This is a genomic window from Stenotrophomonas sp. GSD10 (assembly GCF_056172695.1).
Genome location: NZ_JAOCMC010000002.1, coordinates 1,859,946 through 1,882,245 on the forward strand (window position 1 = coordinate 1,859,946; position 22,300 = coordinate 1,882,245).

Below are 22,300 nucleotides of genomic sequence, written 5' to 3' on the forward strand. Positions count from 1 at the left end.
TGCATCGCAACAAAGCCACAGAAAAAGCTGGATTAAAGTGATGCCTCACGATAAATTGCGCACCCCCGTTGCTCGCCGCCGCCCGCACCCCGCCCATGCGTGATGACAAAGACCCCGGAACCCTTGAGCTGACCCTGCCGCGCAAGCGCGGTCGTCCGCCCAAGTTCGGGTACGCGATGAGCGATGCGCAGCGCGCCGCGCGCTACCGTGCGCGCAGGGCCGGGCAGGCCAATCACGCCGACGTGCGCTCGTGCAGCGACATGGTGCTGCTGGACAAGATCCGTGCCGCCGTCAGTGCCCGCGATACCGAGCTGGCCGGTTTCCTGGTCCATGTGCTGTGGCAGCGCTATCCCCTGCAGCTGAAATAGTGCGCCGGTGGGGTGGCCGTTGTCATCGTGCTTGTTGATAATGCGGGATTCAGGTTGTTCCCGCTGGCGTGCCCGGGATGGCAGGCGCGCATGATCGAACGGTTCCCAAGATGACCACCACCAGCGACACCACCACCGAAGCGGCGCCGAACGGCGCACCCCTGTTCTATTCCCGTCCGGTGCCGCTGCAGGCCGATCTCCACGCCGACCTGCGCATCCTGCCGGGCCGCCTCGAGTTCGCCGCCGGCAACAACGCCATTCCGCTGGTGCTGGGCGAGTTCGCGCTGGCCCTGCATCACTTCCCGATCCTGTTTGCCGGCCCGGGCGCGGTGCCGATGGCCGCCGTGGGCGTGTCCGACCAGAACCTGTTCATCAAGGACGGCCTGTGGGAAGACGAGACCTACATCCCGGCCTACCTGCGCCGCCATCCCTTCATCTTCATCGATACCGGCGCGGACAATGACTTCCTGCTGGGCATCGACGAAGACAGCCCGCGCGTGGTGAAGGGTGGCGAGGAAGGGCAGCCGCTGTTCGCCGACGGCAAGGCCACCGAAATGGTGCAGCAGGCGCTGGAATTCTGCGGCCAGTTCACCCGTGAACACGAGCAGACCCTGGCCTTCTCCAAGGCTCTGGTCGACAACGGCCTGCTGGTCGAGCGCAACGCTACCGTGCGTACCCCCGATGGCCGTGAGTTCAACCTCAATGGCTTCCTGGTGGTGGACGTCGAGAAGTTCGTCGCGCTGCCGGAAGCGACCGTGGTCGAGTGGCACCGCAGCGGCTGGATGGCGCTGATTCACCAGCACCTGATGTCGCTGGGTCGCTTCAACGACCTGACCCGCCGCCAGGTCGAGCGCCTGGCCGCCTGATCACGGCGATGGCAGGGCGTCCGCGGTGCGGGCGCCCTGCCAATCCCGCAGGCGTTCAAGCAGCTGCCGCGCCGCGCTCCAGTCCGGCGTGGCACGCTGCCCCAGATCCCAGAGTGCGGCCGCCAGTGCGGCCTGCTCGTGGGCGCCGAGCATCTGCAAGGTCCCTTGCAGTCGATGTGCATGGTGGCGCAGTGCGGGCGCGTTGTGATCGCGCAGGCAGCCTTCAATATTCCCCAGTTCGCTGCCCATGTCGCTCAGATAGGCAGCCAGCAGGCTGTCGGTTGCGGCGGTTGCTTCGTTGGGTGCGATTCCCTGCGGTGCGTGCAGTTCCAGCGCCTGCAGCAGCTGCGCCGGCCGCAGCGGTTTGGTCAGCACGGCATCGAAACCTGACGCCCTGCAGCGTTCAAGATGCCTGCGTCCGGTGCGCGCCGACAGTGCGATCAGCCGCAACGGCGCGTCCGACTGCCGTCGCAGTTCAGCTGCCAGCGCATGGCCATCCATGCCGCGAAGCTCGATATCAAGCAGCATCACGCTGCGAGGGTGGCGCGCCTGTTCGGCCAGCGCTTCGGTGGCGTCAGCCACCGCGCACACTTCGGCGCCCAGCTGTCGCAGCTGTTCGGCAACCACGCGCCGGTTCAGTGGGTGATCCTCCGCCAGCAACAACGCCAGCCCCGCCAGTGGCGCTGCCGCAGCGCGAGCCGGTGCCGGATCGGTGGTTGCCCTGATGGCGCGCACCGGCAGGCGCAGGATGAATCGGCTGCCTTTGCCGAGCACGCTGTGCACGGTCAGTTCGCCTCCCATCGCGCGGGCCAGCTCGCGGCAGATGGCCAGCCCCAGTCCGCTGCCGCCGCGGCGCCTGCCGCCGGCACCCTGGTGGAAGGGGCGGAACAGCGCTTTCAACGTCTCGGGCGCAATGCCGATCCCGCTGTCGATGACCTCCAGCAGCAGTTCGCGCGGCCGCGCAGGCGGCACCAGATCCAGGCGTAGCTCGACGCTGCCGGCGTCACTGAACTTCACGGCATTGATCAGCAGGTTGCTGGCGATCTGGCGCAGCGCGTCCGGGTCGACCAGCACGCTGGGCGAGGGCGACGCAGGCGCCGCGAACTGCAGGCGCAGTCCTTTGCGGCGAGCCTGAGGGTCAATGGCATCCAGCACCTGCTGGCACAGGCCCAGCACATCGCAGGGCCGGGGCTGGGGGTGAACGTGCCGGCGGCCAGTCGCGAAAAATCCAGTGCTCGATTCAGCAAAGCGCGAAGGGAATGGCCGGCGGCCTTGGCAACGCCAACCAGCTCACCTTGCCCACGGCGTAACGGCGACTGTGCCAGCAGCTCGATCGCAGCGAGCATGGCCTGGGCTGCATTGCGCATCTCGTGGCTGATCATGCCTGCCGCGCGTGCGCCCAGCCGATCGCTGCCTGAGCGCAGGCGATGGCGAAGGCGCCACAACAAGGGCAGGGCGGCCAGCAGGGGTATCAGCGCCACCCAGGCAAGCGCAGGCGGTTGCCGCGCCCAGCGCAACGCCTCACCGAAGGGGCTGGCAGCGCCTGCTCGGCCCACAGATGCAGCAGGCCGGCATGCTCGTCCAGTGTGATGTCGCGCACGGCCTTGTCGATCCGTCGCAGCAGGACCTCGTTCTGGCGACGCACCAGTAGATGCAGGTCGGAGGAAAAGTCACTTTCGAGAGACTGCAGTTGCAGGCTGCCATTGAAGTGACGACGGACCATCGGTCGCAGCGTGCTTTCCAGGCCGATGGCGACGTCGGCGAGGCCCGCCGCAACGGCTGCCAGGGTGGCGTGCCGATCCGGGAAATGCCGCAGCTGAATCTGCGGATGATGTGCGGCCAGCCAGCCGGCAAAGGGTCCTCCCCGAACTACCGCGATCGTACGTCCGTGCAGTTCGTGCACGTCGCGTGGCAGCCGGGTGCCCGAGCGTGCGGCCAGCAGCGTGGCCCCGCCGGGAAACGCGCCGGACGCGATCAGGTCAGGGCAGGGGAGCGCACGGTGCTTGGCGCCGCCGAACACCATCACCAGTTCAGCATCGTTCCGGCAGACGGCGCGGATTGAAGCCTCGATGCTGGGGTAGGGGATCTCTTCAAACACCAGGCGGGTATGCCGGGACACGATCTCCGCATAGCCATGGGCAAGGGTTGCCGGAGACGTGTTGTCAGCCAGTGCGGCCGGCATCGGGCGCAGGGACGGCGGCATGGCCACCCGGACATGGCCGTTCGGAGGCCAGTGTTGCAGCGTGGCATCCTCGGCCGCCGCGCAGGGCAATAGAAGCAGCGTCAGCAGCAGTGCAATCAACGCAGGCTGGCGAAGTGCGCTGCCGCGTCTCACCGCAGCTCCAGCAGTTGTTCACGCATGGCGTAGACTTCAATGTCGCTGCGCAGGCCAAGCTTGCGTAACGCGGCGATCTTCTGCGTGCTGACGGTCTTGATGCTGCGATGGCGACGCAGGGCGATCTCGGACAGGGTGAATCCCTCCAGCAGTAGATCCAGGACCTCGCGCTCGTTGCGGCTGAGCTCGTTGCGCCCGATGGCCAGGGTGAAATCCGGCGGCACGCGGGTCAAGCCCTGCGCAACACGCAGGATTGCGTCGGAGAGAGCGTGGAGTGGCTCGGCCTTGCTGACAAAGCCACTCAGTCCCGTGCCGATCAGGTGATTGAGATTGGTGGTGGGTAGGTGCGTTGCGAATGCCAGCAGCGGCATGCGAGGGAACTGCTCGCGCAGCAGCGCCACCAGCTCGGCGCCGTCGCGGTCGCCCGGGGCCAGGGTGAGGTCGATGATGGCCACATCCACCCGGGCGTACGGCAGGCTGTTGATGAGATCGTCGCTGTGGGTATGGCTGGCGACGATGGTGAAGCGGCGGTCGCCGGCAAGATGGAGGGCGGTGCCGCGGCGGACGATTTCGTGGTCATCCAGAAGCGCCAGTTGCAGGGGCGCGGTGCAGGAAATCCATTCATGCGCAGGAGGTGATCGGCGCCCGCAGGCGTGGTGACCATTCTGGCGCCGCTGTCGCGTCGAACATCGAAACCGATGCACTTTTGCGACTATTCCTAGAAATCGATTGGCCCTGAATATTGGGCGCCAGGACTCCGATTTATCGCATCAATCGCGCCTTCTCCAGGTCAAGGCGCTGCGCTGCCAGTGTGCAGGGTGCGCGCCATCTCGCTGGTTGCGGCCCATCCAAGGTCGGCATACAAGGGCTGGCCTTGTGCGGTGGCGTGCAGCACCGCGTAGTCGACACCGCGCTCGGCGAACGCGGCGTCGGCCAGCGCCATCAGCCTGCGGGCGATGCCGCGGCGGCGATAGGGTGGTTCCACATACACGTTCAGGACGTAGCCGCGGCGGTCCTGCTGCGGGTGCGCGGGGTGGGGTGGCCAGTCGATCAGCATCAGGCCAATGCCTGCGATGGAGGTGCCGTGTTCGGCAAGGACATAGCCGAAGTAGTCGCCCGTGGCCAGCCGTGGCTCGAGCCACGTCCGGAAGGGCGCCGCCATCTGCTGCAGCACTTCTTCGCTGCGGCCGCTTTCACGGAACATCGCCTCGCGGTGCCGGCAGATCACATCGATGTCGTGCGGCAGGATCGGGCGGACGTCGAGGTCGCTCATTGAGAATGCCTTGATGGGATCCCGGAGATTCTCGGGCATGCCGCTGACCGGGGGTAGGGGTAGAGGCGGGTTGGCTCGCGCTCAAGATGGGATGACGGCGGCCGATACCGGTCTGGGCGCATGCTGCTGTTTGGTGGTCATGTTGCCGCATCCTTCTTCAGACACCGGACGTCAGAGCGCACATGCCGCAGAAAACAAGGCTGGAAATTCTCGCAGAGCTGGTCACGGGCTACTCGGCTGCCCGGCATGAAAAGCAGATGCTGCCGATCGGTCATCCTCGGTTTGCGTGGCATGCACGCTTCCGGAGGCTGAACCCGGCGTCATGGGCGACCCCTGCGGCCATTCCGTACGTTGCCGCCACCAGTCTTCTGGATGCCTATTGGCAACTGCCGCGAAGGCCGGATCTTGCCTTCAACTCGCTCTGGTCGGCCACCAACAATTCGTACAACGATCTGTTCCTGGCCAGCCCGCAGAACGCTGCTTCAGAAAAGCTGACGGACAAGATGTCCATCGACTTCTCCCTGGAGGAAGTCGCAGCGCGGCTGAATTTGATGGTGCCGATCTCATCGCCTGCAGGGGCGCCCGCACAAGGCATCTCGATCCGGGATCTGATCAAGAAGTACCTGAAAAACGCGCACGACAGAAACTTCCATTTCATTGCGCAGTACATCCTTCGTGGCATCGCGGTTGATGACCACAATGCGAACAAGGTGCCGCCCAATGCGGCTATCAGGAAGATCCTCGTTCCCGCGTCGTATGCGTCGTTCAAGAAGGAGTTTGGCAAGGTTCACGCCAAGATCGAGAACTTGCTGGGTGGGAAGTTTGCCAGCCTGTGCACGATCACGGAGTCGGCCTGCGGCACGGAACTCAACTTCGGAATCCAGGACAGCAAGAAGGCAAGGGGATTGTCCACCAGGCCAGTATTCTGCTCCGGCAGGAGGCGTTGAATCCCAGCATCACCAATGGCGGCGTGGCGGGAACCTTCAAGAGCGAGGAGCACTGGCTGTCGTTCCTGGTTCGGCCGCTTCTCTACGCCAGCCGCAACAATGCGGCACACGGAAACGTCGCGTCTCGACTGAACAGTCTTTCGGCCTCGGCCAACTCGGTCACGGCCGCCACCTGGACGTTCCTGTTCTGCTATCTGTACTTCTCGTTGATTCTTCTTTGCCAGGGAAAGATCACGCTGACTGACCTTGAGCCCTTGTACGAGAACGCTGATCTCATCCAGTGACGGGGGCGCTGAAGGGCGCCAGGCTCCATTCTGCTAGTGTCCATGCCGGCGATTGCGCCAGATTCCAGCGGGAGCGGCATGGAGATCCGTGTTGCCAGGCAGAGCGACTTCGAGGCCATGTGGGCCATCTTCAAGGCCGTGATAGCTGCCGGGGATGCGCTGCCATTTGCGGAGACCTTCGAGGCTGAGACGTTTCGCAGCCACTGGTTCCAGGCGCAGACCCCGTACGTGGCTGTGCAGGACGGCCGGATCGTTGGCCTGTACAAGATCGGGGCCAACGTTCCTGATCTGGGTGCCCACGTGGCCAGCGCGACCTATGTGGTGGACCCCTTGTCACAGGGTCGCGGCGTTGGCCGGGCATTGGTTGAGCACAGCCTGGAACAAGCCAGGTCAGATGGATTTCTCGCCATGCAATTCAATTACGTGGTGAGTACCAATGTGCCGGCGGTTGTGCTGTACCGGAAGCTGGGGTTTGAAGTGATGGGGACGTTGCCGCAGGCGTTCCGACATCGGGCGCTGGGCTTGGTGGATGTATATGTGATGCACCGGTTCCTGTAGAGCGGAGTTGGGTCGGGCGCCTGCGCTGCCTGGAACATAATATACATTATGCGAAATGTCGTATGCGTCGATTCTGGGCCTTTGTTGGCTCCGCGTGGCAATGGCTGAGGCTCTGGCTTGGCTCTTGCCTCCCTGCTGGCTCCCCCGACAAGGATGAGCTTGCAGCATGGCTGATGATGGCCGAGGCTCGCACAGACTTGGCCGCACGCTCGGTTTCGGGGATCCACGGAATCCGCCACGCTAAAATCCGGCGTATCTACCTTGTCGAAATCCTCAGAATTCGCCCAGAACGGCGGTTGGCCGGGTGTGGGCCGGGTTCCGATGCCGGCCCCTCCAATGTGTGTTCATCGCAGAAATTTTCAGGTTGCCATTGCAAAGATTTCAGCTTTTGAGGGAGACAATTTCAGTGCATAAAGAATCATTGCAGGAAGTGTCGACTCGTTGCTGTCCAATGCAGAACTTATTGACTCGCGGATGACGTGACGTAGAGATTCCTGGCTTGCGGATGATGTCTCTTTGCCCATGGGTCGGCACAACCTAGAGGCCTTTAGGAAGGCTGCTCCCGTGTTCCAGCCATGGGAGACCGCTGCCGCTCCCTCAATTTCAGCTCAGGTGTCAGCTTTTCCAATTCGTGCCCTTTTGCTTTGGATCGCGCCTTTGTTGATTTCATTGGGAATTTTGAGGCGCCAAGAGGCGCGATCCTAAGCAGACGGGCGTCGGTTCTGGCTGACTCCCGCGCTGTTCGCAGTAGCCCTGCGTCTCTTGCCGTTGTGCCTATCGTGATCGTCTGCTTCAGGCAGTTAGTGAGCAGCTCTCCTCGATCACTCGGTCTGACTGGATGCTGCTTACTTAGGGCGCTACTTTGACACTGACTCAGATTTCGGACTTTGTCGCCTTGAGCGAGTCTTAGGTGGTGATTCCACTCCTTGGCTCCGCTTGAAGGCCGATTTGAGCTGCGCCGGCAAATCTCGCAGGCTCGAAAGTTGTTGCTCCAAGGCGTCACTCCGTCCGCGCAGGATGTCCGCGACTTTGCTCGCCGCCGCTACCGCGGTTTGGGCGGCGTGGAGATCCTGGCGCAACTGTCTCTCAATCGCCCTATGATGTTCGGCCATGTTGTTGAGTTGCGCCTGGAGTTCTTTCGCTTCTTGGCGCGCTCTATCAACATCGCTCAGTGCCCGATTCTCGACAGATCTGACGTACTCGGCCCAGTCTTCTCGCTCAGATTTCGCCGTTTCTAGCGCCTCACGAAGCCTGGCGTCGAGTTGCTGTCTCGATTCTTCATTTCGATCGGCTCTCCGAAGCTCGACATCCCGTTGCTCTAAAAGCTCTGACATCTGCAGGCGGAGATGGTCAACCAATCGCTGTAGCTCTGCAGCTTGGGTCGTTGCAACTCTCTCTCCGGTGATTGCAACGTCACGCTCTGCACGCAGTTGCGCCAGCTCTTCAGCCGCAAGTCGGGAACTGGCCTCCAGCGCTTCACGCTCGGCAGCCAGGGCCTGCTCGGACGATGCAAGCTCTCGACGGGCGGCCTTCTGGGCATGCGTCAGCGCCAACTCCCACCATTGCCCGGCGAGTTCTGTCAACACCGCTGGCGCATCTTCCACGTCCGGACGCGCTGGCTGCAGGCGCGTGCCAAGTCGGTTCCACCATGTCTCTAGCCAGCGGGTCACCGTGTTCGGCGAGCCTGTCCCTAGGTGAGCCCGGATCCGCTCGACGGTTGGGCGCTCGCCCTTGCCCACTAGCTCGTCTGCGGCGGTATGGACGTCAGATTCAGTGATGCCGCGGGCCATGCGAAGTCTCCTGTACTGGCGCCTGCTCTACTGGTAACGTACTCGCGATAAGTGATGATTATCGCTAGTAGGTCCCCTGTTTCATAACATACATTACATATTATGAAGCGAAATCGCACATTGCCTGTCGTGGCAGCGACGGCCACGAACCTGGTGCTCCCCGAGCAATTGGCCCAGCAGGCGGCCGACGCTGTGCGTGAACTGCTCGCCGAGGCGGCCGCGGCCAACACCACCCGCAGCTACGCCACCGCCCTGCGTTACTGGGCTGGCTGGCACCAGGCCCGCTATGGCGTTGAGCTAGCGTTGCCGGTGAGCGAGGCCGTGGTGATCCAGTTCCTGGTCGACCACATCCAGCGCAAGAACAACACCGGCCTGGTCAGCGAGCTGCCGCCAGCTATCAACCAAGCTCTGGTCGCCGCCGGCCTTAAGGCCAAGCTCGGGCCGCTGAAGCTGTCGACCGTGGTCCAGCGTGTGGCAGTGCTGTCCACCGCGCACAAGCTCAAGCGGATGGCCAATCCGTGCGAGCTACCCAGTGTCCGCACGCTGCTGAGCCGGGCCCGGAGGGCGGCGGTAAAGCGTGGCGAGCGGCCGGCCAAGAAAACCGCGGTTGCCCGAGCTGAGCTCGAAGCCATGCTGGCCACCTGCGACGACTCGCTGGAAGGCCTGCGTGACCGTGCCCTGCTCTGCTTCGGCTTTGCCAGTGGCGGACGCCGGCGCAGCGAGATCGCGGCCGCGGACATGCGCGATCTGCGCAAGGTCGGCGAGGACAGCTACATCTATCGGCTGGAGTACTCGAAGAGCCAACAGGCCGGGGTGACAGCGGACTCGAGCCCAGACAAGCCGATCCTGGGACGCAGCGCCGACGCGCTTACCGCCTGGCTGGAGGCGGCGGGGGTCCATGAAGGGGCGATTTTCCGGCGGGTCTGGAAGGGGCGGGTCGGCCCTGCCCTGCTCCCCGGGTCAGTGGCTGCCATCGTGAAGCGCCGGGCTCGCTTGGCGGGCTTGGCAGGAGATTTTGGAGCGCACAGCCTGCGCTCGGGGTTTGTCACGGAAGCAGGGAGGCAAGGGATGCCGCTGCCAGCCGTGATGGCGATGACCGAACACCGATCAGTTGCGAGTGTCATCGGATACTTCCAAGCAGGCGCAGCTGAGGACAATCCTGCCGCGCGCCTGCTGAAATAGTGAAAGCTCTTGAGCAACGGCTATCTCGCCCGGTGTCGAAATCTGCGACTCATTCTGCAGCTTTGACGGCAAGCGTCTACGGACGCAAAGTGCCGAGTGATGCGTCGCCCGGGAAACGAACGGAAGGAACCAAGTGGGGCAATCGTCCGCCTCTGCGGTCGTGCTTCGCATCAGTGGCGAGCTGGCTTGTTGGCTTGGCATCTTGTGGATACTGGGGGATGCCAGGCGTAAGATTTGGCGCATCAGCCATGGCCTCAGGGACGAGATGGACACCGCCTATATTGTTCCCAGTACGGTGCGGGAGGCAGCGCGCCACGGAGAGCTTGTCGTATTCGTCGGTGCTGGTGTGTCGGTTCTGTGCGGGAGCCCGAGCTGGGATGGCTTCGCGAACGCCGTAATCGATCAAGTCCGCCAGCCAGCAAACTTGAGTTTCCTCGACTGCGAACAGCTCCGGAGCATCTCAGACCCTCGACGCCGTCTCTCGATCGCATTGGACCTTGCACGCGAAGCCAGGCACGACGTCAACTTTGATTCCATCTTGCATCCGTCCGCAGGCATGGAAACTGGCCTCGAGGCGTATAGGCTGCTGCGCTCCTTGCGCCCGGTCTTTGTCACGACGAACTACGATCGCTGGTTCGACATCGCCCCGCCATCCACTCTGTCAACTGGATCGAACGACAGTTCAGGGGTCACCAAGTACAAGCCCATCTACGGGCGTGACAAGCTTGCCGGCGACCTGCTGTTCGACAGAGACTCCGTCATTCACCTGCACGGAAGCTGCCTCGACCCCGGCTCTATGGTGGTATCCCTGCGCGACTACATCTCCCATTACAGTAGTCCGTATGTTCAAGCGTTTCTGCGCGAAATGTTCGCCAACAAAACGGTGCTGTTTGTCGGATACGGGCTCGCCGAAATGGAGATCCTGGAGTACGTAATTCGCTTCGCAAAGCTCGACGGCGACAGCGCCGTGACGTCGCCCCGACACCACGTCCTGTACGGCTATCGCTCCAGCGAGGAAGTTCAAAGCGGCTTCATCGAGCGGTTCTTTCAGCGCGAGTGCAACATCGGCGTCCTCAAGTACAAGATCGACATTGAGGGATGGGGCGAGCTCGTGAATGTCCTTCGTTCTTGGCAGTCGCAGTTGGACGTGCGTGACGCCACCACGATGGAGCTCCAGCAATTCCTAGACCGGTGCATCGAGAACGAGCAAAGCGGTACGGAGCGGGCGTCGGCAATTCGGCTTGTGACCGGTAAGCCGCAGCTCGTGCCTTACCTTCTCTCCCACCTCAGTAGTTCGGTATGGTTCGAGGAGCTGCGATCCGCCGGCTACTTCGATCCGATGCATAATCTGGCGCCGATCGTTGAAACCTCTGTGGACGGACAGACGCTGTACAGCGCGCCGCGATGGCCGGCTGTGGGCTACTTGGAGAAGATCGCGGAGGAGGCAACTCTACAGGACGCCGCGACTATCCTGGAGCTAATCGTCAGGATCTCCGACGATGCTAAGAAGCGCACTATCGACAACTGGACGACAAACTGGACGCTAGCCCGGACGCTATCAAAGCTGCCGACGTCGCTGATCACCCTCGAGCATATCGATATCGCGCGTGGATGGCTGGAGGGGGCGTTCTCGGTTGACGTGATTGCAGTAGTGCTGGGGCAGGTTCTGCTGCCGCGCCTACTTGAAGACGCCGAAGGCACCTCGGCAGAGGTGGCCTTGTCGCTGACGAGTGCGCTTACTTTGATGCGGAAGCCTGCGGGCGGCCAGGGCACGCGCGCGGTCCTGGACAGCTATCACGCCAAGCAGATTTTCGATCACAACGCATCGCTTCTTGGCCGACGGTGTGGATCGGACGCGGTCACCGTTTTGATAGACGCACTTCGCAACAACGATGCATCCGACCTGGATTCGGCGCACTCCCATATCTGGCGGGCGGCCATTGAAGATCACCCTCAGGATCGGCATAGGGACGAACTTCGCGATGTTCTGATCAGCGCCGTCCGTGATGCCGCTGTCGCGATCTTGGACGAGAGCCCGGTGTCTGGACGCGAGGTAGTCACATCCCTCCTAGATTCGGAGTATCCGGTTATTAGGCGAATTGGCATCTACGTTGGCGGTGAGCGTTACGAGACGGCAGGTGAGCTCGTGTGGCCGAGACTTACGAACGAATGGGTAGCAAACTCGAACTACTGGCACGAGATCTACTGGTTTCTTCGCAAGGGTTTTCCGAAGTTCAGTACTGAGGAGCGCGCGCGACTGGTGGCACTGCTCGATGCGCTGCGGGGCCCCACGGAGGGCGGGACCGCCCGTAACCTGGCCAGGCAGCGGGACTTGCTCAGCGCGGTAGTGGGGATGAACGACGCGGAGCTCGATGGGCGCTTCGCCCGCTTGGTGGAGGTCAATGGGCGTCCTGGTGAGCACCCAGACCTGCTCGTCTACAGCATCGACGCCGGTTGGGTAGGCGAACAGAGTCCAGCCTCACCAGTTGAGTTGTTGCATATGTCTCCCGAGGTGCTTAGCGCCTACCTGCGTGACTTTGAACCCTCTAATGCATGGAACGCCCCAAGCCGGAGGGGCTTGGCCGATGCACTGGCCCAAGCGGTCCGCCAAAGTGAATCAGGCTACATGGATTCGCTGGCCGACTTCATCGAAGCCCATCCTGCCTACCAGCAGGCTGTGCTAAGCGGGATTCGCGGTCGCTGGGTCGAAGACAAGACGTCTGTCGATTGGGTGAAAGTCCTGCATTTCGCGCATGAGATTGTGCTCAGCGCGCAGTTCATCGACGGGGTGCGGGAAGACGCGACGGTCTTCAACGAACCCACCCACCACGGGGTTGCTCGAGAAGTCGCAGACCTTATTCAAGCCGGTATTTCCGAGGAAGAGCGGGCCATTCCGCAGGACTTGCTCGGCCCCGCGTCGGCGATCCTTATCGGCATCGCCCGGGTTTATCCACCTGCACCGGCCGAAGCCGGGGCCGACGCAGTCTCCAATGCCATCAACCGACCGCGAGGTCGCGCCTTGGAATCCATCATCCGACTCCTCCTGCATGCTCGTGCGCTGCACGACAAGGGCCTGTCTGCCAGCCCTACGTGGGAAGACTTGCGGGAGTTCTTCGACGAGGAGCTGGACCTGAGCGAGGCCGGCAACAATGCCGACTTCGCCGCGCACCTAGGGGTATACCTGCCGAACATGAGGTATTTGGCAGAGGATTGGGTTGAACGCAACTTCAACCGCATCTTCTCCCAGGAGAGTCAGGCCGCGTGGGCGTGCGCCGCACAAGGGTTCGCCTATCAGCGCACCCTATACGACTGGCTGTACACAGCACTGAAGGACGGCGGCCACCTTGCACGCATGCTCGCCCGGGACGGACTACCAGATACCGTTACCGATAAGGCCATTCAGTTCGTCGCACTTGCTTACCTCCACGGTACCGAGACATTGAGCGAAGCGCGCGTCAGCTTGATCGGCGAACTGTTGCGGGGCCGTCGGGTCGATGACTATGCCAAGCTGGCGTGGTTCCTTTGGACCCTGCGCGGCGGACTCGACGACACCCAGCGTCAGAGGGTGATGGTGCTATGGCTAGAAGCGTCGCGCCTTCTCTCGGGGCACGAGATGAGCAGCCAGAAGCAGCTCTCGCATCTGTCCCTTCTCGCGGTGCACATCGCTGTTCTGACACCTGAAATCGAAGCGGCCTGGATTCAGGCGGCACCGTACGCCGACGTCTCGCACCATGGATCCACGCTCGTCGCGGCGCTTGCCGATGTTTCCGCCACGGACTCAGGTGCGAGCGGAAGGGTGTTTCTCGCAGCCCTCGCCGGCTTTTTGCCGCAGTACGACCCCGAGGACATTAAAGCGACTGTGGCGAACATGGCGGTCAACGGCGAAGTGGATCTGGCTGAACAGGTCTGCATGGTCTACGCGAATTCCGGGTCGACCCTGCTCAACAGTACGTATCAGGACATTCGTCAGCGCCGTGGCGATTAATTAGGAAGTGCCTGCTCGCAGCAATGCCGTTCGTTGACTGGTACCCCTCGATGGGGGTGGCTGGGGAACTCGGCCGTTGCGCTTCTATAACGGAATGTCCGTTTCGGGTCGACAGCCGCGCTTCCCTACCCCCGATAAATTCTCCTTGTCGCGACTGCATCGGCTAGGCCCCGCGCGTCCTCCTCCATCGAGGCAAACCTGTCATATAGCAACATGCGACGCATCGCCCCAAAGGATTCAATTCGATTAACGTGACGAATCACGACCGTTTGGTGCCCCTCATTGGCGCCCCACCCCTCACCCACTCACAAGGACGAGGTGGCACGCACGACCTATATCGGAATCGGGGTCCACGTATTGGCGGCCATTTGCTTCGCGGCGCACGCCATTCGCGGGCGCCCGGCAGGTGAGCGTGCGACTCACTCAGTATCGATCCAGCCCGCATCGCGCGCACGCGCAAGATCTTCTGGCGTGTCGATGTCCAGGCTCAATTCCGGTGCCTGTAGGACATGCACCGTGTCGGCAGGAAGTTGCCGCAGGCGCGCTCCGAAGCCGCGGTCACCGGCTGCAACCACGGGGGTGAACCAGGCGCGCGGCACTACCGCGGGAACGCCAAGCGCATTTCCGTGAAGAGAGCCCGCGCACGCTGACGCCGTGGCGCGGGCACCCGAAAGCAGCGTCTGCAGATGGGAGCGCTCGATTGCGGGCTGGTCGCATGCCACGACCATCACCGCGCTCACCGTGGGCAGCAGGTGTGCGCCGGCAACCTGCAGACTGCTCGCCAGGCCGCGTTCCCAGTGGTGGTTGGTTACCGGGGTGGCCTCCAGCCCGGCAATGCTGGATGTCACTGCCTGTGAGTTCGCGCCCACCACGACCAGCATCTGCGCTGGCGCGAGCTCCAGTGCCAACCGCACTACGCGATGCACTAGCGTCTCGCCCTGCCGGGTTAGAAGCTGCTTGGGCTGGCCAAGCCGGGTGCTCCCGCCGGCAGCAAGCACGACGACCGCATGCGCGTCAGTCACCTGCCGTGCGCGCTTCGCCATTGCTGCAGCTGCGCGGCGATGCTGAGCGAAATCGCCTCTGGCCCTCGGCCGCCGATGTTCAGGCCGACCGGTGATCGAAGTCTCGGGGAAAGGCGGTGGCGCTGATCCGGTGTCAGCAGCTTGAACAAGTCCTCACGCCTTCGCCGGGGCCCCAGAAGTCCAATGAAGCCAACCTCGGTATCGGCCAGGGCCACCAGCGCCTCCCGGTCCAGTTCGAAATCGTGATGCATCACCAGTGCCGCATCGCAACGGTCGCCATGAAGGGCCTCGGCCGGGCTGGCCTGAAGATGCGCATCCGCGCCCTGCCCGGCTGAGGCCCAGCGCGCTCGCCGTTCGGCCACGCTGACCCGCCACCCAAGGCCCCGCAGCAACGGAACCAGGAATGGCGTTTCGGGACCGCCACCCAGGATCAGGGCCCTAGGAAGCCGGGGCAACGGCAAATGCCATGCGCCCTCGCCAAAGGACTGCGCCCCGTCCATCGGATGCAGCTGCCACGCCCGCTCGTGACGGCCCGCGCGGAAAACGATCTGCCCCGATGCGCGAAGCTCGCGCTGTAGTGGCACACCCTCGCGCAGCCATGCCTCGATGACAACGTCGATGCCGGCCATGGCACGCAATGGCAGGAGCGCAATCCGCAGCCGGCCGCGGCACCCGAGCGCGGACCCACTCAAGAGGTCGTCGTCACTGCGGGTGTCGATCTCGATCCAGTCGACCTGCCCTGCCACGCTCACCAGCTCCGCGCGTCGCGCGAGCTCGGGCTCCAGGCATCCGCCGCTGAGCCAGCCGACCTGGCTGCCGTTGCAGAACAGCACCATGTCGCCGGCACCGGCGTAAGTGGAGCCATCGGTTTCCAGCACCAGCGCGAGCACGGCGTGCTCCCCGCGCGCACGCGCGTCAAGGCCGTCTCGAGCACGCCGCGCGGGCTGCCTTCGGTGAGGAAGCCCGGCGCTGGGGACAGGTCCCCGGCAAGATCGCCGGGTTCCCCTCCGCCTACCGCTGAAGCCTCCAGCGCGGGTGAGGCTACGGGTCGGTCCATGCGCAACCTCAGCCTACGTCGGGCAAGCCGGGCAACAGCTTGTCCAGGGTAATGGGATAGTTGCGCACGCGCACGCCGGTTGCGTTGTAGACCGCATTGGCGATCGCGGCGCCAACCCCGCAGATGCCCAGTTCACCCACGCCCTTGGCCTTCATCGGCGAGATCACCGGATCCAGCGTGTCGAGGAAGACCACTTCCTGGTACGGAATGTCGGCGTGCACGGGAACCTCGTAGCCGGCCAGGTCATGGTTGATGAACAAGCCAAGCCGTTTGTCGACCACCAGCTCCTCCATCAGGGTCGCGCCCGCACCCATCACCATCCCGCCGATGACCTGGCTGCGTGCAGACAGCGGATTGAGGATCCGGCCGCCATCGCATACGGCAAGCATGCGTCGAATGCGCGTCTCTCCAGTGTAGGTATGCACGGCGACCTCGCAGAAATGCCCTGCATAGGTGCCGACGTCGTAGCCTTGTTTGAAGTCGCCGAAGGCAATGCCGTCCTCCGCCGACAGTGTCCCCGCCTCCGCCAGCTTGATGGTCCGCCCACCCACCTGGATGCGGCCATTGGCGAAGTTTGCGGTGTCGCCGTCGAAGCCCAGTTTCTCGCCCACCTTTCGGCGCAGGCTGACGCAAGCCGCGTACACGCCTGCGGTGGAGCTTGCCGCGCCCCACTGGCCACCGGAACCGGCGGAGGCGGGATGACGGGAGTCACCGAGGGTCACCTGGACCCGCTCCAGCGGCACGCCCATGGTCTCGGCTGCCGTCTGCGCGATGATTGTGTAGGAGCCGGTGCCGATGTCGGTCATGTCGGTCTCGACAATCACTCCGCCCTGGCCGTCAAGCCGTACCCGCGCCGCCGACTTCATCGTCGGTGCGCCGCGATAGCCCGCGGAGACGCCCATGCCGACCAGCCAGTGCCCTTCCCTGACCTGCGCCGGCCTGGCGTTGCGCTTGTTCCAGTTGAAGCGCTCCGCGCCTTCGCGCAGGCAGCGCACCAGGTTGCGGTCGGAGAACTTCTTGGACGGATCGCCGGGTACGACCTCGGGCTCGTTGAGGATGCGGAACGCGATCGGGTCGAGGCCCAGCTTCTCGGCCATTTCGTCCATCGCCACTTCCAGCGCCATGTGGCCCGGTGCTTCGCCCGGTGCGCGCATCGCATTGCCTTCGGGCATGTCGAGCGTGGCGATGTAGTTGGCCACCAGGCGGTTGGCGCCTGCATAGAGCTTGGGCGTCTGCAGGGTGCCGTTTTCGCCATCCTCGCCGTTGATGTTGCCCGACCAGTTCTCATGGGCGATGGCGGAGATCCGGCCATCCTTTCCGCAGCCGATCCGCACGCGCTGGAGGGTGGCGTGCCGGTGCGTGGTGTTGTTGGGCATCAACGGGCGTTGCAGCGCGATCTTCACCGGCCGCCCGACCTGCTTGGCCGCCAACGCGGCCAGCACCGCGTCGGCACGGATGAACAGCTTGCCGCCAAAGCCGCCGCCGATATAGGGCGAGTCCACGCGCACCTTTGCAGGATCGATACCGAGGATCGCCGCCATGCCCTGCCTGGCCCAGTCGATCATCTGGTTCGCCGTCCACAGCGTGAGCGTGTCGCCCTCCCACGCGGCGATGGTGGCGTGCGGCTCCATCATCGAATGACTTTCGTCGGAGGTGTGGTACGTCTCGTCCAGCTTGACCGCGGCGCTCGCGTAGGCGATGTCGAAATCGCCCAGCGACTGCCGGTCGGGCTTGCCGTCGCGTCCCTTTGCCAGCGGCGCGGACGGCGCCAGGGCAGGAAAATCGAAGCGGCCCTTGCCGCGCTCGTAGCGGGTGCGGATCAGCGCCGCGGCGGCGCGGGCCTGCTCGAATGTCTCTGCCACCACGCAGGCGATGGCCTGATGGTAGTGGGCCACCTCGGCTCCGCCGAACAACGGTGCATTGTTCCAGTTCGATTTGCCGACCGGCTTGGTTTCCGGTGCGGTGATGACCGCCAGTACGCCGGGCGCGGCACGTGCGCGGGAGGCATCCATCGAAATGATGCGCCCCTTGCCGATGCCCGCGCCGACGATGTAGCCGTAGGCCTGGCTCGGCGCCACGTCATGGCGCTCGTAGGCATAGGGGGCGGTGCCGGTGGTCTTGCGTGGACCGTCGATGCGCGGCGTCGACTTGCCGACGACCTTGGCCTTGTCGAACAGGTTGTCGCCGGCGGGGGCATTGAATTCAAGGGGCATCAGCGCTCTCCTTCCACCAGCACCGCTGCGAGGGTGCGCTCGGCAAGAGCGATCTTGAACGCGTTCTCCCGCGTCGGACGGGCGCCGGCGAACACCTGCCGGGCCGCGGCCTTTACGCCGTCGCGCAGCAGGGGTTCGGCTGCCTCGATGCGCCACGGCTTCGGCGCAACTCCACCGAAGGCGAACCGCGCCGAGCCGTCTCGCTGCACGACCGCGGCGACCGACACCAATGCGAACGCATAGGACGCGCGATCACGTACCTTGTGGTACACGTGCCGGCCGCCTAGCGGTTCCGGCAGCGTGACGTGGGTGATCAGCTCACCGCGCTGCAGCACATTGTCCTGCTGTGGCTTGTCGCCCGGGGAACGATGGAAATCGGCAATCGGGATGCTGCGCGTGCTGCCGTCACCCTTGACGGTCTGGACCGAAGCGTCCAGCACGCGCAGGGCCACCGCCATGTCGCCCGGATAGGTCGCGATGCAGCTGTCCGAGGTGCCGATCACGCCCATCTGCCGGGAGAACCCTTCGAGCGCGCCGCAGCCTGATCCGGGCAGGCGCTTGTTGCACGGTAGATGGAGGTCGTAGAAGTACGGGCAGCGGGTGCGCTGCAGCAGGTTGCCGCCGGTGGTGGCCTTGTTGCGCAGCTGCCCGGACGCGCCTGCCACGATCGCGCGGGTCAACACTGCGTAGTCGCGGCGCACGCGCTCATGCGAGGCCAGCGCGGTATTGCTGACCAGCGTGCCGATACGCAGGCCGCCGTCGTCGGTGGGTTCGATACTGTCCAGGCCGATGTCCTGCACGTCGACCAGGTGCGTGGGCGTCTCGACCTCCAGCTTCATCAGGTCGAGGAGGTTGGTTCCTCCCGCCAGGAACTTCGCGCCCTCGGTGCCGGCGACGGCCTTGGCGGCCTCGGCCGGGGATTTCGCGCGTTCGTAACTGAAGGCCCTCATGTGCGCCTCCCTGCAGAGGTCACGCCAGCGACCTCTTCCATCGCCTCGGCAATGTTGGAATAGGCCCCGCAGCGGCAGAGGTTGCCGCTCATGCGTTCGCGCATTTCCATGTTGGTGGCCCGGGGCCGTGCGCTGACGTCCGCCTGCACATGGCTGGGGACACCCCGCTTGATCTCGTCCAGTACCGCCACCGCCGAACAGATCTGCCCCGGCGTGCAGTAGCCGCACTGGTAGCCGTCATGCTTGATGAAGGCGGCCTGCATCGGATGCAGGTCATCAGGGGTTCCGAGGCCTTCGATGGTAGTGATGGCATCGCCCTGGTGCTGCACTGCCAGGCTGAGGCAGGCATTGATGCGCTCACCGTTGACCAGCACGGTACAGGCACCGCATTGACCGTGGTCGCAGCCCTTCTTGGTCCCGGTCAGCTTCAGATGTTCGCGCAGGGCATCGAGCAGCGTAGTCCGGGTGTCGAGTTCAAGTTCCCGCCGCTTGCCGTTGACGGTCAACGCCACCGTGCTGATGACCGGCGGCCTGGGCGGTGGGGACGCCGCCAGTTCGGCGGCGAGCGATGACGCCCCCGGTGCGGCGGACATCGCCATGGTCGTGGCGCCGCCGGCGATCACCTGGCGACGCGTCAACTTCATTCCTTCATCACAACTTGGCACAGAGACCTCCTGGCGTTCGGGGAAACCCCGTGGCTGGATGGACGCGCTCACACTACCGAAGGGCCACTATGCCCATCTGCGGGGTACAGATTTGTGAAGCGGGTTGGAGGCACGCCGGCATGGTGGGCCGGGCTACTTTCCAGTCATCTTCAACGCAGCCTCTGGCAACCGTGCGCCGCTGACGTTGATCTGCTGCACTTCTTCAGCGATACGCACAAGGTCGGCTTGGTCCAGCACCAGATCCACTGCCCCCAGGTTCTCATGCAGCCGCTGAAGTTTGGTCGTGCCCGGAATCGGCGAGATCCACGGCCGCTGGGCAAGCAGCCGCGCCAGAGCGACCTGCGCGTGCGTAGCCTTCTTCGCTGCAGCCACCGCTTTCACCACGTCGACCAAGGCCATATTGGCCCGGCGTGACCCAGGGTGACATCCCCACCCTGCCGATTGACGGCATCGCGCCAGTGACGGGCCATTTCCAGCCGCGCCCGCCAGCTGTCCTACGCGGGCAGGTCAACGGGCTTGTCGGGAATGTTGTCGCCATATATCACCAGAATCGGAATGCGGGGCTGCGCCTTGAACCGCTCGGGCGAAACCACAGAGGGGGCGGCGCGGGCGCATCGCCCTTTGCAAACACGAAGCTGCTGCCAGGTTCGAAGGCAACGATTGCGCGAACGCTCGTGCTCTTTATGGCCGTCATCCAGCCCGGGCCATCCGCCTGATGGGCCACGATGTGTGGCGGATTAGCCGAGCCTGGCTCGGCTCTGCAGGGCGCGACCACGGCCGGTTCTTGTGTGGAGCCTGTAAGCAGGACGACGTACGTGGCCCTATGCATTACAACATTTACCTCGCCACCCTGTTTCCGTGGACGCCATCACTGGACGGCATCCGCATCCGTGAAGATCGTGCGCACGAATCCGGCCAGCGTTCCCATGCCGCCGTCACCCGTGCGCTGCCTGATGGCAACCGATCTTCGCATAGCCTGTCGGCTCACTCATTGCGGAGTTTCGTATGGCTATCAAGACGGCGGAAGACCTATTCATCCACGAACTGTCGGACATCTACAGCGCGGAGAAGCAGTTGACCAAGGCGCTTCCACGCTTGGCCCGCGCTGCGGAGAGCCCGGAACTGGCTGCAGCGTTCGAGACCCATCTCGAAGAAACCCAAGGCCAGATCGAACGCATCGACCAGGTGGTCGAGAACCTTGGCATTCGCTTGAAGCGCATCAAGTGCGCGGCGATGGAGGGTCTGGTGGAGGAAGGGAAAGAGGTGATCGACAGCATCGACAAGGGCGCCGTGCGTGACGCTGCCCTGATCGGTGGCGCGCAGAAGGTCGAGCATTACGAGATCGCGTCCTACGGCACCATTGCAGCGCTGGCGAAACAGCTGGGCTACAAGGACGCCCTGCCGCTGTTGCTGGAGACCCTGGAGGAAGAAAAGGCGACCGATGAGAAGCTGACCTTGCTGGCCAAGGGCGGCGGCAACGCCAAAGCGGCGCAGGCTGCCTGACCTCTCCCATGTACTACCCGGCCGCCAGGGAAGGCAGCTTCATGACCCACCCAGCACGGATCGATTGGTCAGAATAGCTTGCCCAACTGGAATGCCTCCCTTTGGTGAGCCTGCGGATAGGCTCATTGCTGTGGATGGCGGTCGCCAAAGTGTGTGGCGGGGTGTTACATCTCAACGTCAGCGCCTCCGGACCATGGCGAAAGCATTGGCGATACATCCAAAGGGCTTCGCACAAGACTGACAGCGCGCACTCACAGCGTTGATGCAGCACAGCACAAAATACCGGTCCCAAGGCATTAAAGGCATGCACGCATGCACGCATGCAATCCAGAATGAGCCAGCGCGGATGCAATCTGCTGCTGGTGGAAGACCAGCTCGACCTGGCAGCCCTAATGGAACAGGCGCTGGAACATGGAGGCGGCCAGGTGACGCACGCCTACAGTGTGTTTGATGCGATAGGACTGCTCGAGACGCAGACCTTCGATGTCGCAGTCCTGGACGTAGAGCTTCGTGACGGCGTGGTATTTCCGGTTGCCGACCGCTTGGCCGAACTGGGCATTCCCTATCTGTTCGTCTCTGCGGTGTACGACCAGCTGGTGCCACTGCGTCATCGCCGCGCCACCTTCGTGGCCAAACCATTCCACATTGCTCGGTTGCAGGAGGCGGTGCAGCGTGTAGCAGGAAACCTCTGCGCACCTGCCATTAATCACTGATTCTGCCGCGCCCTTACACCGGGCTGCGTCTGCCTTCCAGCCCATCTGCTGATGTGGCCGGCAATCGTGCTGCTGACGGACGCCTCAGGCAGCTTTGGCGTAGGGCTCAACCAGCAAAAGCAGCTTTTCCATGGCGGTTGCACCGGTCTGATCGGTTGCCGCCCGCTGGATGAAACTGGTCCAGTCAGCAAGGGCAATCATTCGCAGCTCATCTTCTGCAACTGAGAGGCAGCGCATGGGCCAGAACGGCAACCGCCGCTGCCCGACGCGGCCGCGAGCGAGTTCTATGAGGTTGGCGTGGCTGCTGGCACCACTGACGCGGGAGAAGGCCACTTCCAGGCCATCGGCAGGCCCTTCCATGTATTGAAGGAATCGACACCTGTCGAACAACAGAACTCCGGTTACACCGGCGCTGCGATTGAAACGGGCGGCATCCTCCATGAGCTGGGTCAGGCGCGCTGGCGTGACCGCGCTGGCAGCTTCACTCACATAGACAATCGCTCTGTTCGGCATGGCTGCACTCCTACTCTCCCGGCCGCCTAATCTAAGGCCGGCGCCGTTGCTGGAGCGTGTACAACCAATGTGAACC

General features: G+C 63.7%; 20 protein-coding genes and 2 pseudogenes. 9 read left to right on the forward strand and 13 right to left on the reverse strand.

Annotation, left to right across the window (positions count from 1 at the left end; translation table 11 throughout):
• Positions 1-95: 95 nt before the first annotated feature.
• Both N4G47_RS08825 and N4G47_RS08830 read left to right on the forward strand, forming a co-directional pair.
• Complete coding sequence (locus N4G47_RS08825; protein WP_005409616.1) at positions 96-368, forward strand: hypothetical protein; 273 nt, start codon at positions 96-98, stop codon at positions 366-368.
• Positions 369-478: 110 nt separating this feature from the next.
• Positions 479-1,234 carry a SapC family protein gene (locus N4G47_RS08830; RefSeq protein ID WP_475286508.1) on the forward strand — a complete coding sequence of 252 codons (756 nt, stop codon included), beginning with the start codon at positions 479-481 and terminating at the stop codon, positions 1,232-1,234.
• Here the strand turns inward: N4G47_RS08830 and N4G47_RS08835 are convergent, their stop codons facing one another.
• The 5 genes and pseudogenes from N4G47_RS08835 to N4G47_RS08855 form a co-directional block, all read right to left on the reverse strand.
• Positions 1,235-2,410, reverse strand: a complete 1,176-nt coding sequence (locus N4G47_RS08835) for an ATP-binding protein (RefSeq protein WP_475286509.1) — start codon at positions 2,408-2,410, stop codon at positions 1,235-1,237. It lies immediately after the preceding gene.
• Between the two features lie 89 nt (positions 2,411-2,499).
• Positions 2,500-2,616 (reverse strand): annotated as a pseudogene (locus N4G47_RS08840) (hypothetical protein); the annotation flags it as partial.
• Positions 2,617-2,705: 89 nt separating this feature from the next.
• Complete coding sequence (locus tag N4G47_RS08845; protein WP_475286511.1) at positions 2,706-3,536, reverse strand: type 2 periplasmic-binding domain-containing protein; 831 nt, start codon at positions 3,534-3,536, stop codon at positions 2,706-2,708.
• Between the two features lie 29 nt (positions 3,537-3,565).
• Positions 3,566-4,273 carry a response regulator gene (locus N4G47_RS08850; protein ID WP_475286515.1) on the reverse strand — a complete coding sequence of 236 codons (708 nt, stop codon included), beginning with the start codon at positions 4,271-4,273 and terminating at the stop codon, positions 3,566-3,568.
• Between the two features lie 86 nt (positions 4,274-4,359).
• Positions 4,360-4,842, reverse strand: coding sequence for a GNAT family N-acetyltransferase (locus N4G47_RS08855; RefSeq protein WP_475286517.1), 483 nt, complete (start codon positions 4,840-4,842; stop codon positions 4,360-4,362).
• A gap of 182 nt (positions 4,843-5,024) precedes the next feature.
• Here N4G47_RS08855 and N4G47_RS08860 point away from each other — a divergent pair, with 182 nt between their 5' ends.
• From N4G47_RS08860 to N4G47_RS08870, 3 genes are all read left to right on the forward strand, one after another.
• Positions 5,025-5,789, forward strand: coding sequence for a hypothetical protein (locus N4G47_RS08860; protein ID WP_475286518.1), 765 nt, complete (start codon positions 5,025-5,027; stop codon positions 5,787-5,789).
• Positions 5,786-6,073, forward strand: coding sequence for a hypothetical protein (locus N4G47_RS08865; protein WP_475286520.1), 288 nt, complete (start codon positions 5,786-5,788; stop codon positions 6,071-6,073). The genes N4G47_RS08860 and N4G47_RS08865 overlap by 4 nt, the downstream gene beginning before the upstream one ends.
• 78 nt (positions 6,074-6,151) lie before the next feature.
• Positions 6,152-6,631, forward strand: coding sequence for an N-acetyltransferase family protein (locus tag N4G47_RS08870; RefSeq protein ID WP_475286522.1), 480 nt, complete (start codon positions 6,152-6,154; stop codon positions 6,629-6,631).
• A gap of 857 nt (positions 6,632-7,488) precedes the next feature.
• Here N4G47_RS08870 and N4G47_RS08875 read toward each other — a convergent pair.
• Complete coding sequence (locus N4G47_RS08875) at positions 7,489-8,421, reverse strand: DNA-binding protein (protein WP_475286524.1); 933 nt, start codon at positions 8,419-8,421, stop codon at positions 7,489-7,491.
• 102 nt (positions 8,422-8,523) lie between these two features.
• Between N4G47_RS08875 and N4G47_RS08880 the strand changes: the two genes are divergently transcribed.
• Together N4G47_RS08880 and N4G47_RS08885 are read left to right on the forward strand one after the other, a co-directional pair.
• Positions 8,524-9,603 (forward strand): site-specific integrase, encoded by a 1,080-nt coding sequence (locus tag N4G47_RS08880; protein WP_475286525.1) that lies wholly within the window; start codon positions 8,524-8,526, stop codon positions 9,601-9,603.
• Positions 9,604-9,868: 265 nt separating this feature from the next.
• Entirely contained in the window at positions 9,869-13,588 is a 3,720-nt protein-coding gene (locus tag N4G47_RS08885; RefSeq protein WP_475286527.1) for an SIR2 family protein, read from the forward strand.
• A 419-nt stretch (positions 13,589-14,007) separates the two neighbouring features.
• Here the strand turns inward: N4G47_RS08885 and N4G47_RS08890 are convergent, their stop codons facing one another.
• The 6 genes and pseudogenes from N4G47_RS08890 to N4G47_RS08915 form a co-directional block, all read right to left on the reverse strand.
• Positions 14,008-14,631, reverse strand: coding sequence for a nucleotidyltransferase family protein (locus N4G47_RS08890; RefSeq protein ID WP_475286529.1), 624 nt, complete (start codon positions 14,629-14,631; stop codon positions 14,008-14,010).
• A pseudogene (locus N4G47_RS08895) lies at positions 14,607-15,667 on the reverse strand (XdhC family protein). The gene N4G47_RS08890 and the pseudogene N4G47_RS08895 overlap by 25 nt, the downstream one beginning before the upstream one ends.
• A gap of 8 nt (positions 15,668-15,675) precedes the next feature.
• Entirely contained in the window at positions 15,676-17,880 is a 2,205-nt protein-coding gene (paoC, locus tag N4G47_RS08900; protein ID WP_475289916.1) for an aldehyde oxidoreductase molybdenum-binding subunit PaoC, read from the reverse strand.
• Complete coding sequence (locus tag N4G47_RS08905; protein WP_475286531.1) at positions 17,880-18,830, reverse strand: FAD binding domain-containing protein; 951 nt, start codon at positions 18,828-18,830, stop codon at positions 17,880-17,882. The genes paoC and N4G47_RS08905 overlap by 1 nt, the downstream gene beginning before the upstream one ends.
• Positions 18,827-19,474, reverse strand: a complete 648-nt coding sequence (paoA, locus tag N4G47_RS08910; protein ID WP_475289917.1) for an aldehyde dehydrogenase iron-sulfur subunit PaoA — start codon at positions 19,472-19,474, stop codon at positions 18,827-18,829. The genes N4G47_RS08905 and paoA overlap by 4 nt, the downstream gene beginning before the upstream one ends.
• 153 nt (positions 19,475-19,627) lie before the next feature.
• Positions 19,628-19,894 (reverse strand): aldo/keto reductase, encoded by a 267-nt coding sequence (locus N4G47_RS08915; RefSeq protein WP_475286533.1) that lies wholly within the window; start codon positions 19,892-19,894, stop codon positions 19,628-19,630.
• A 606-nt stretch (positions 19,895-20,500) separates the two neighbouring features.
• Between N4G47_RS08915 and N4G47_RS08920 the strand changes: the two genes are divergently transcribed.
• Together N4G47_RS08920 and N4G47_RS08925 are read left to right on the forward strand one after the other, a co-directional pair.
• Positions 20,501-20,998 (forward strand): YciE/YciF ferroxidase family protein, encoded by a 498-nt coding sequence (locus N4G47_RS08920; RefSeq protein ID WP_475286535.1) that lies wholly within the window; start codon positions 20,501-20,503, stop codon positions 20,996-20,998.
• Between the two features lie 320 nt (positions 20,999-21,318).
• Positions 21,319-21,711, forward strand: coding sequence for a response regulator (locus N4G47_RS08925; RefSeq protein WP_475286537.1), 393 nt, complete (start codon positions 21,319-21,321; stop codon positions 21,709-21,711).
• A gap of 84 nt (positions 21,712-21,795) precedes the next feature.
• Here N4G47_RS08925 and N4G47_RS08930 read toward each other — a convergent pair whose 3' ends face one another.
• Positions 21,796-22,224 carry a BLUF domain-containing protein gene (locus N4G47_RS08930; protein ID WP_475286539.1) on the reverse strand — a complete coding sequence of 143 codons (429 nt, stop codon included), beginning with the start codon at positions 22,222-22,224 and terminating at the stop codon, positions 21,796-21,798.
• Positions 22,225-22,300 lie beyond the last annotated feature (76 nt).

Excerpts from the sequence above, each read along its gene's own strand:
- N4G47_RS08930 (WP_475286539.1), bottom strand. The coding sequence starts at position 22,224 with ATGCCGAACAGAGCGATTGTCTATGTGAGTGAAGCTGCCAGCGCGGTC.
- N4G47_RS08825 (WP_005409616.1), top strand. The coding sequence starts at position 96 with ATGCGTGATGACAAAGACCCCGGAACCCTTGAGCTGACCCTGCCGCGC.
- N4G47_RS08925 (WP_475286537.1), top strand. The coding sequence starts at position 21,319 with ATGCAATCCAGAATGAGCCAGCGCGGATGCAATCTGCTGCTGGTGGAA.
- paoA (WP_475289917.1), bottom strand. The coding sequence starts at position 19,474 with ATGAAGTTGACGCGTCGCCAGGTGATCGCCGGCGGCGCCACGACCATG.
- N4G47_RS08915 (WP_475286533.1), bottom strand. The coding sequence starts at position 19,894 with ATGGCCTTGGTCGACGTGGTGAAAGCGGTGGCTGCAGCGAAGAAGGCT.
- N4G47_RS08875 (WP_475286524.1), bottom strand. The coding sequence starts at position 8,421 with ATGGCCCGCGGCATCACTGAATCTGACGTCCATACCGCCGCAGACGAG.
- N4G47_RS08860 (WP_475286518.1), top strand. The coding sequence starts at position 5,025 with ATGCCGCAGAAAACAAGGCTGGAAATTCTCGCAGAGCTGGTCACGGGC.
- N4G47_RS08890 (WP_475286529.1), bottom strand. The coding sequence starts at position 14,631 with ATGGCGAAGCGCGCACGGCAGGTGACTGACGCGCATGCGGTCGTCGTG.
- N4G47_RS08870 (WP_475286522.1), top strand. The coding sequence starts at position 6,152 with ATGGAGATCCGTGTTGCCAGGCAGAGCGACTTCGAGGCCATGTGGGCC.
- N4G47_RS08830 (WP_475286508.1), top strand. The coding sequence starts at position 479 with ATGACCACCACCAGCGACACCACCACCGAAGCGGCGCCGAACGGCGCA.
- N4G47_RS08855 (WP_475286517.1), bottom strand. The coding sequence starts at position 4,842 with ATGAGCGACCTCGACGTCCGCCCGATCCTGCCGCACGACATCGATGTG.
- N4G47_RS08885 (WP_475286527.1), top strand. The coding sequence starts at position 9,869 with ATGGACACCGCCTATATTGTTCCCAGTACGGTGCGGGAGGCAGCGCGC.
- N4G47_RS08880 (WP_475286525.1), top strand. The coding sequence starts at position 8,524 with ATGAAGCGAAATCGCACATTGCCTGTCGTGGCAGCGACGGCCACGAAC.
- N4G47_RS08905 (WP_475286531.1), bottom strand. The coding sequence starts at position 18,830 with ATGAGGGCCTTCAGTTACGAACGCGCGAAATCCCCGGCCGAGGCCGCC.
- N4G47_RS08920 (WP_475286535.1), top strand. The coding sequence starts at position 20,501 with ATGGCTATCAAGACGGCGGAAGACCTATTCATCCACGAACTGTCGGAC.
- paoC (WP_475289916.1), bottom strand. The coding sequence starts at position 17,880 with ATGCCCCTTGAATTCAATGCCCCCGCCGGCGACAACCTGTTCGACAAG.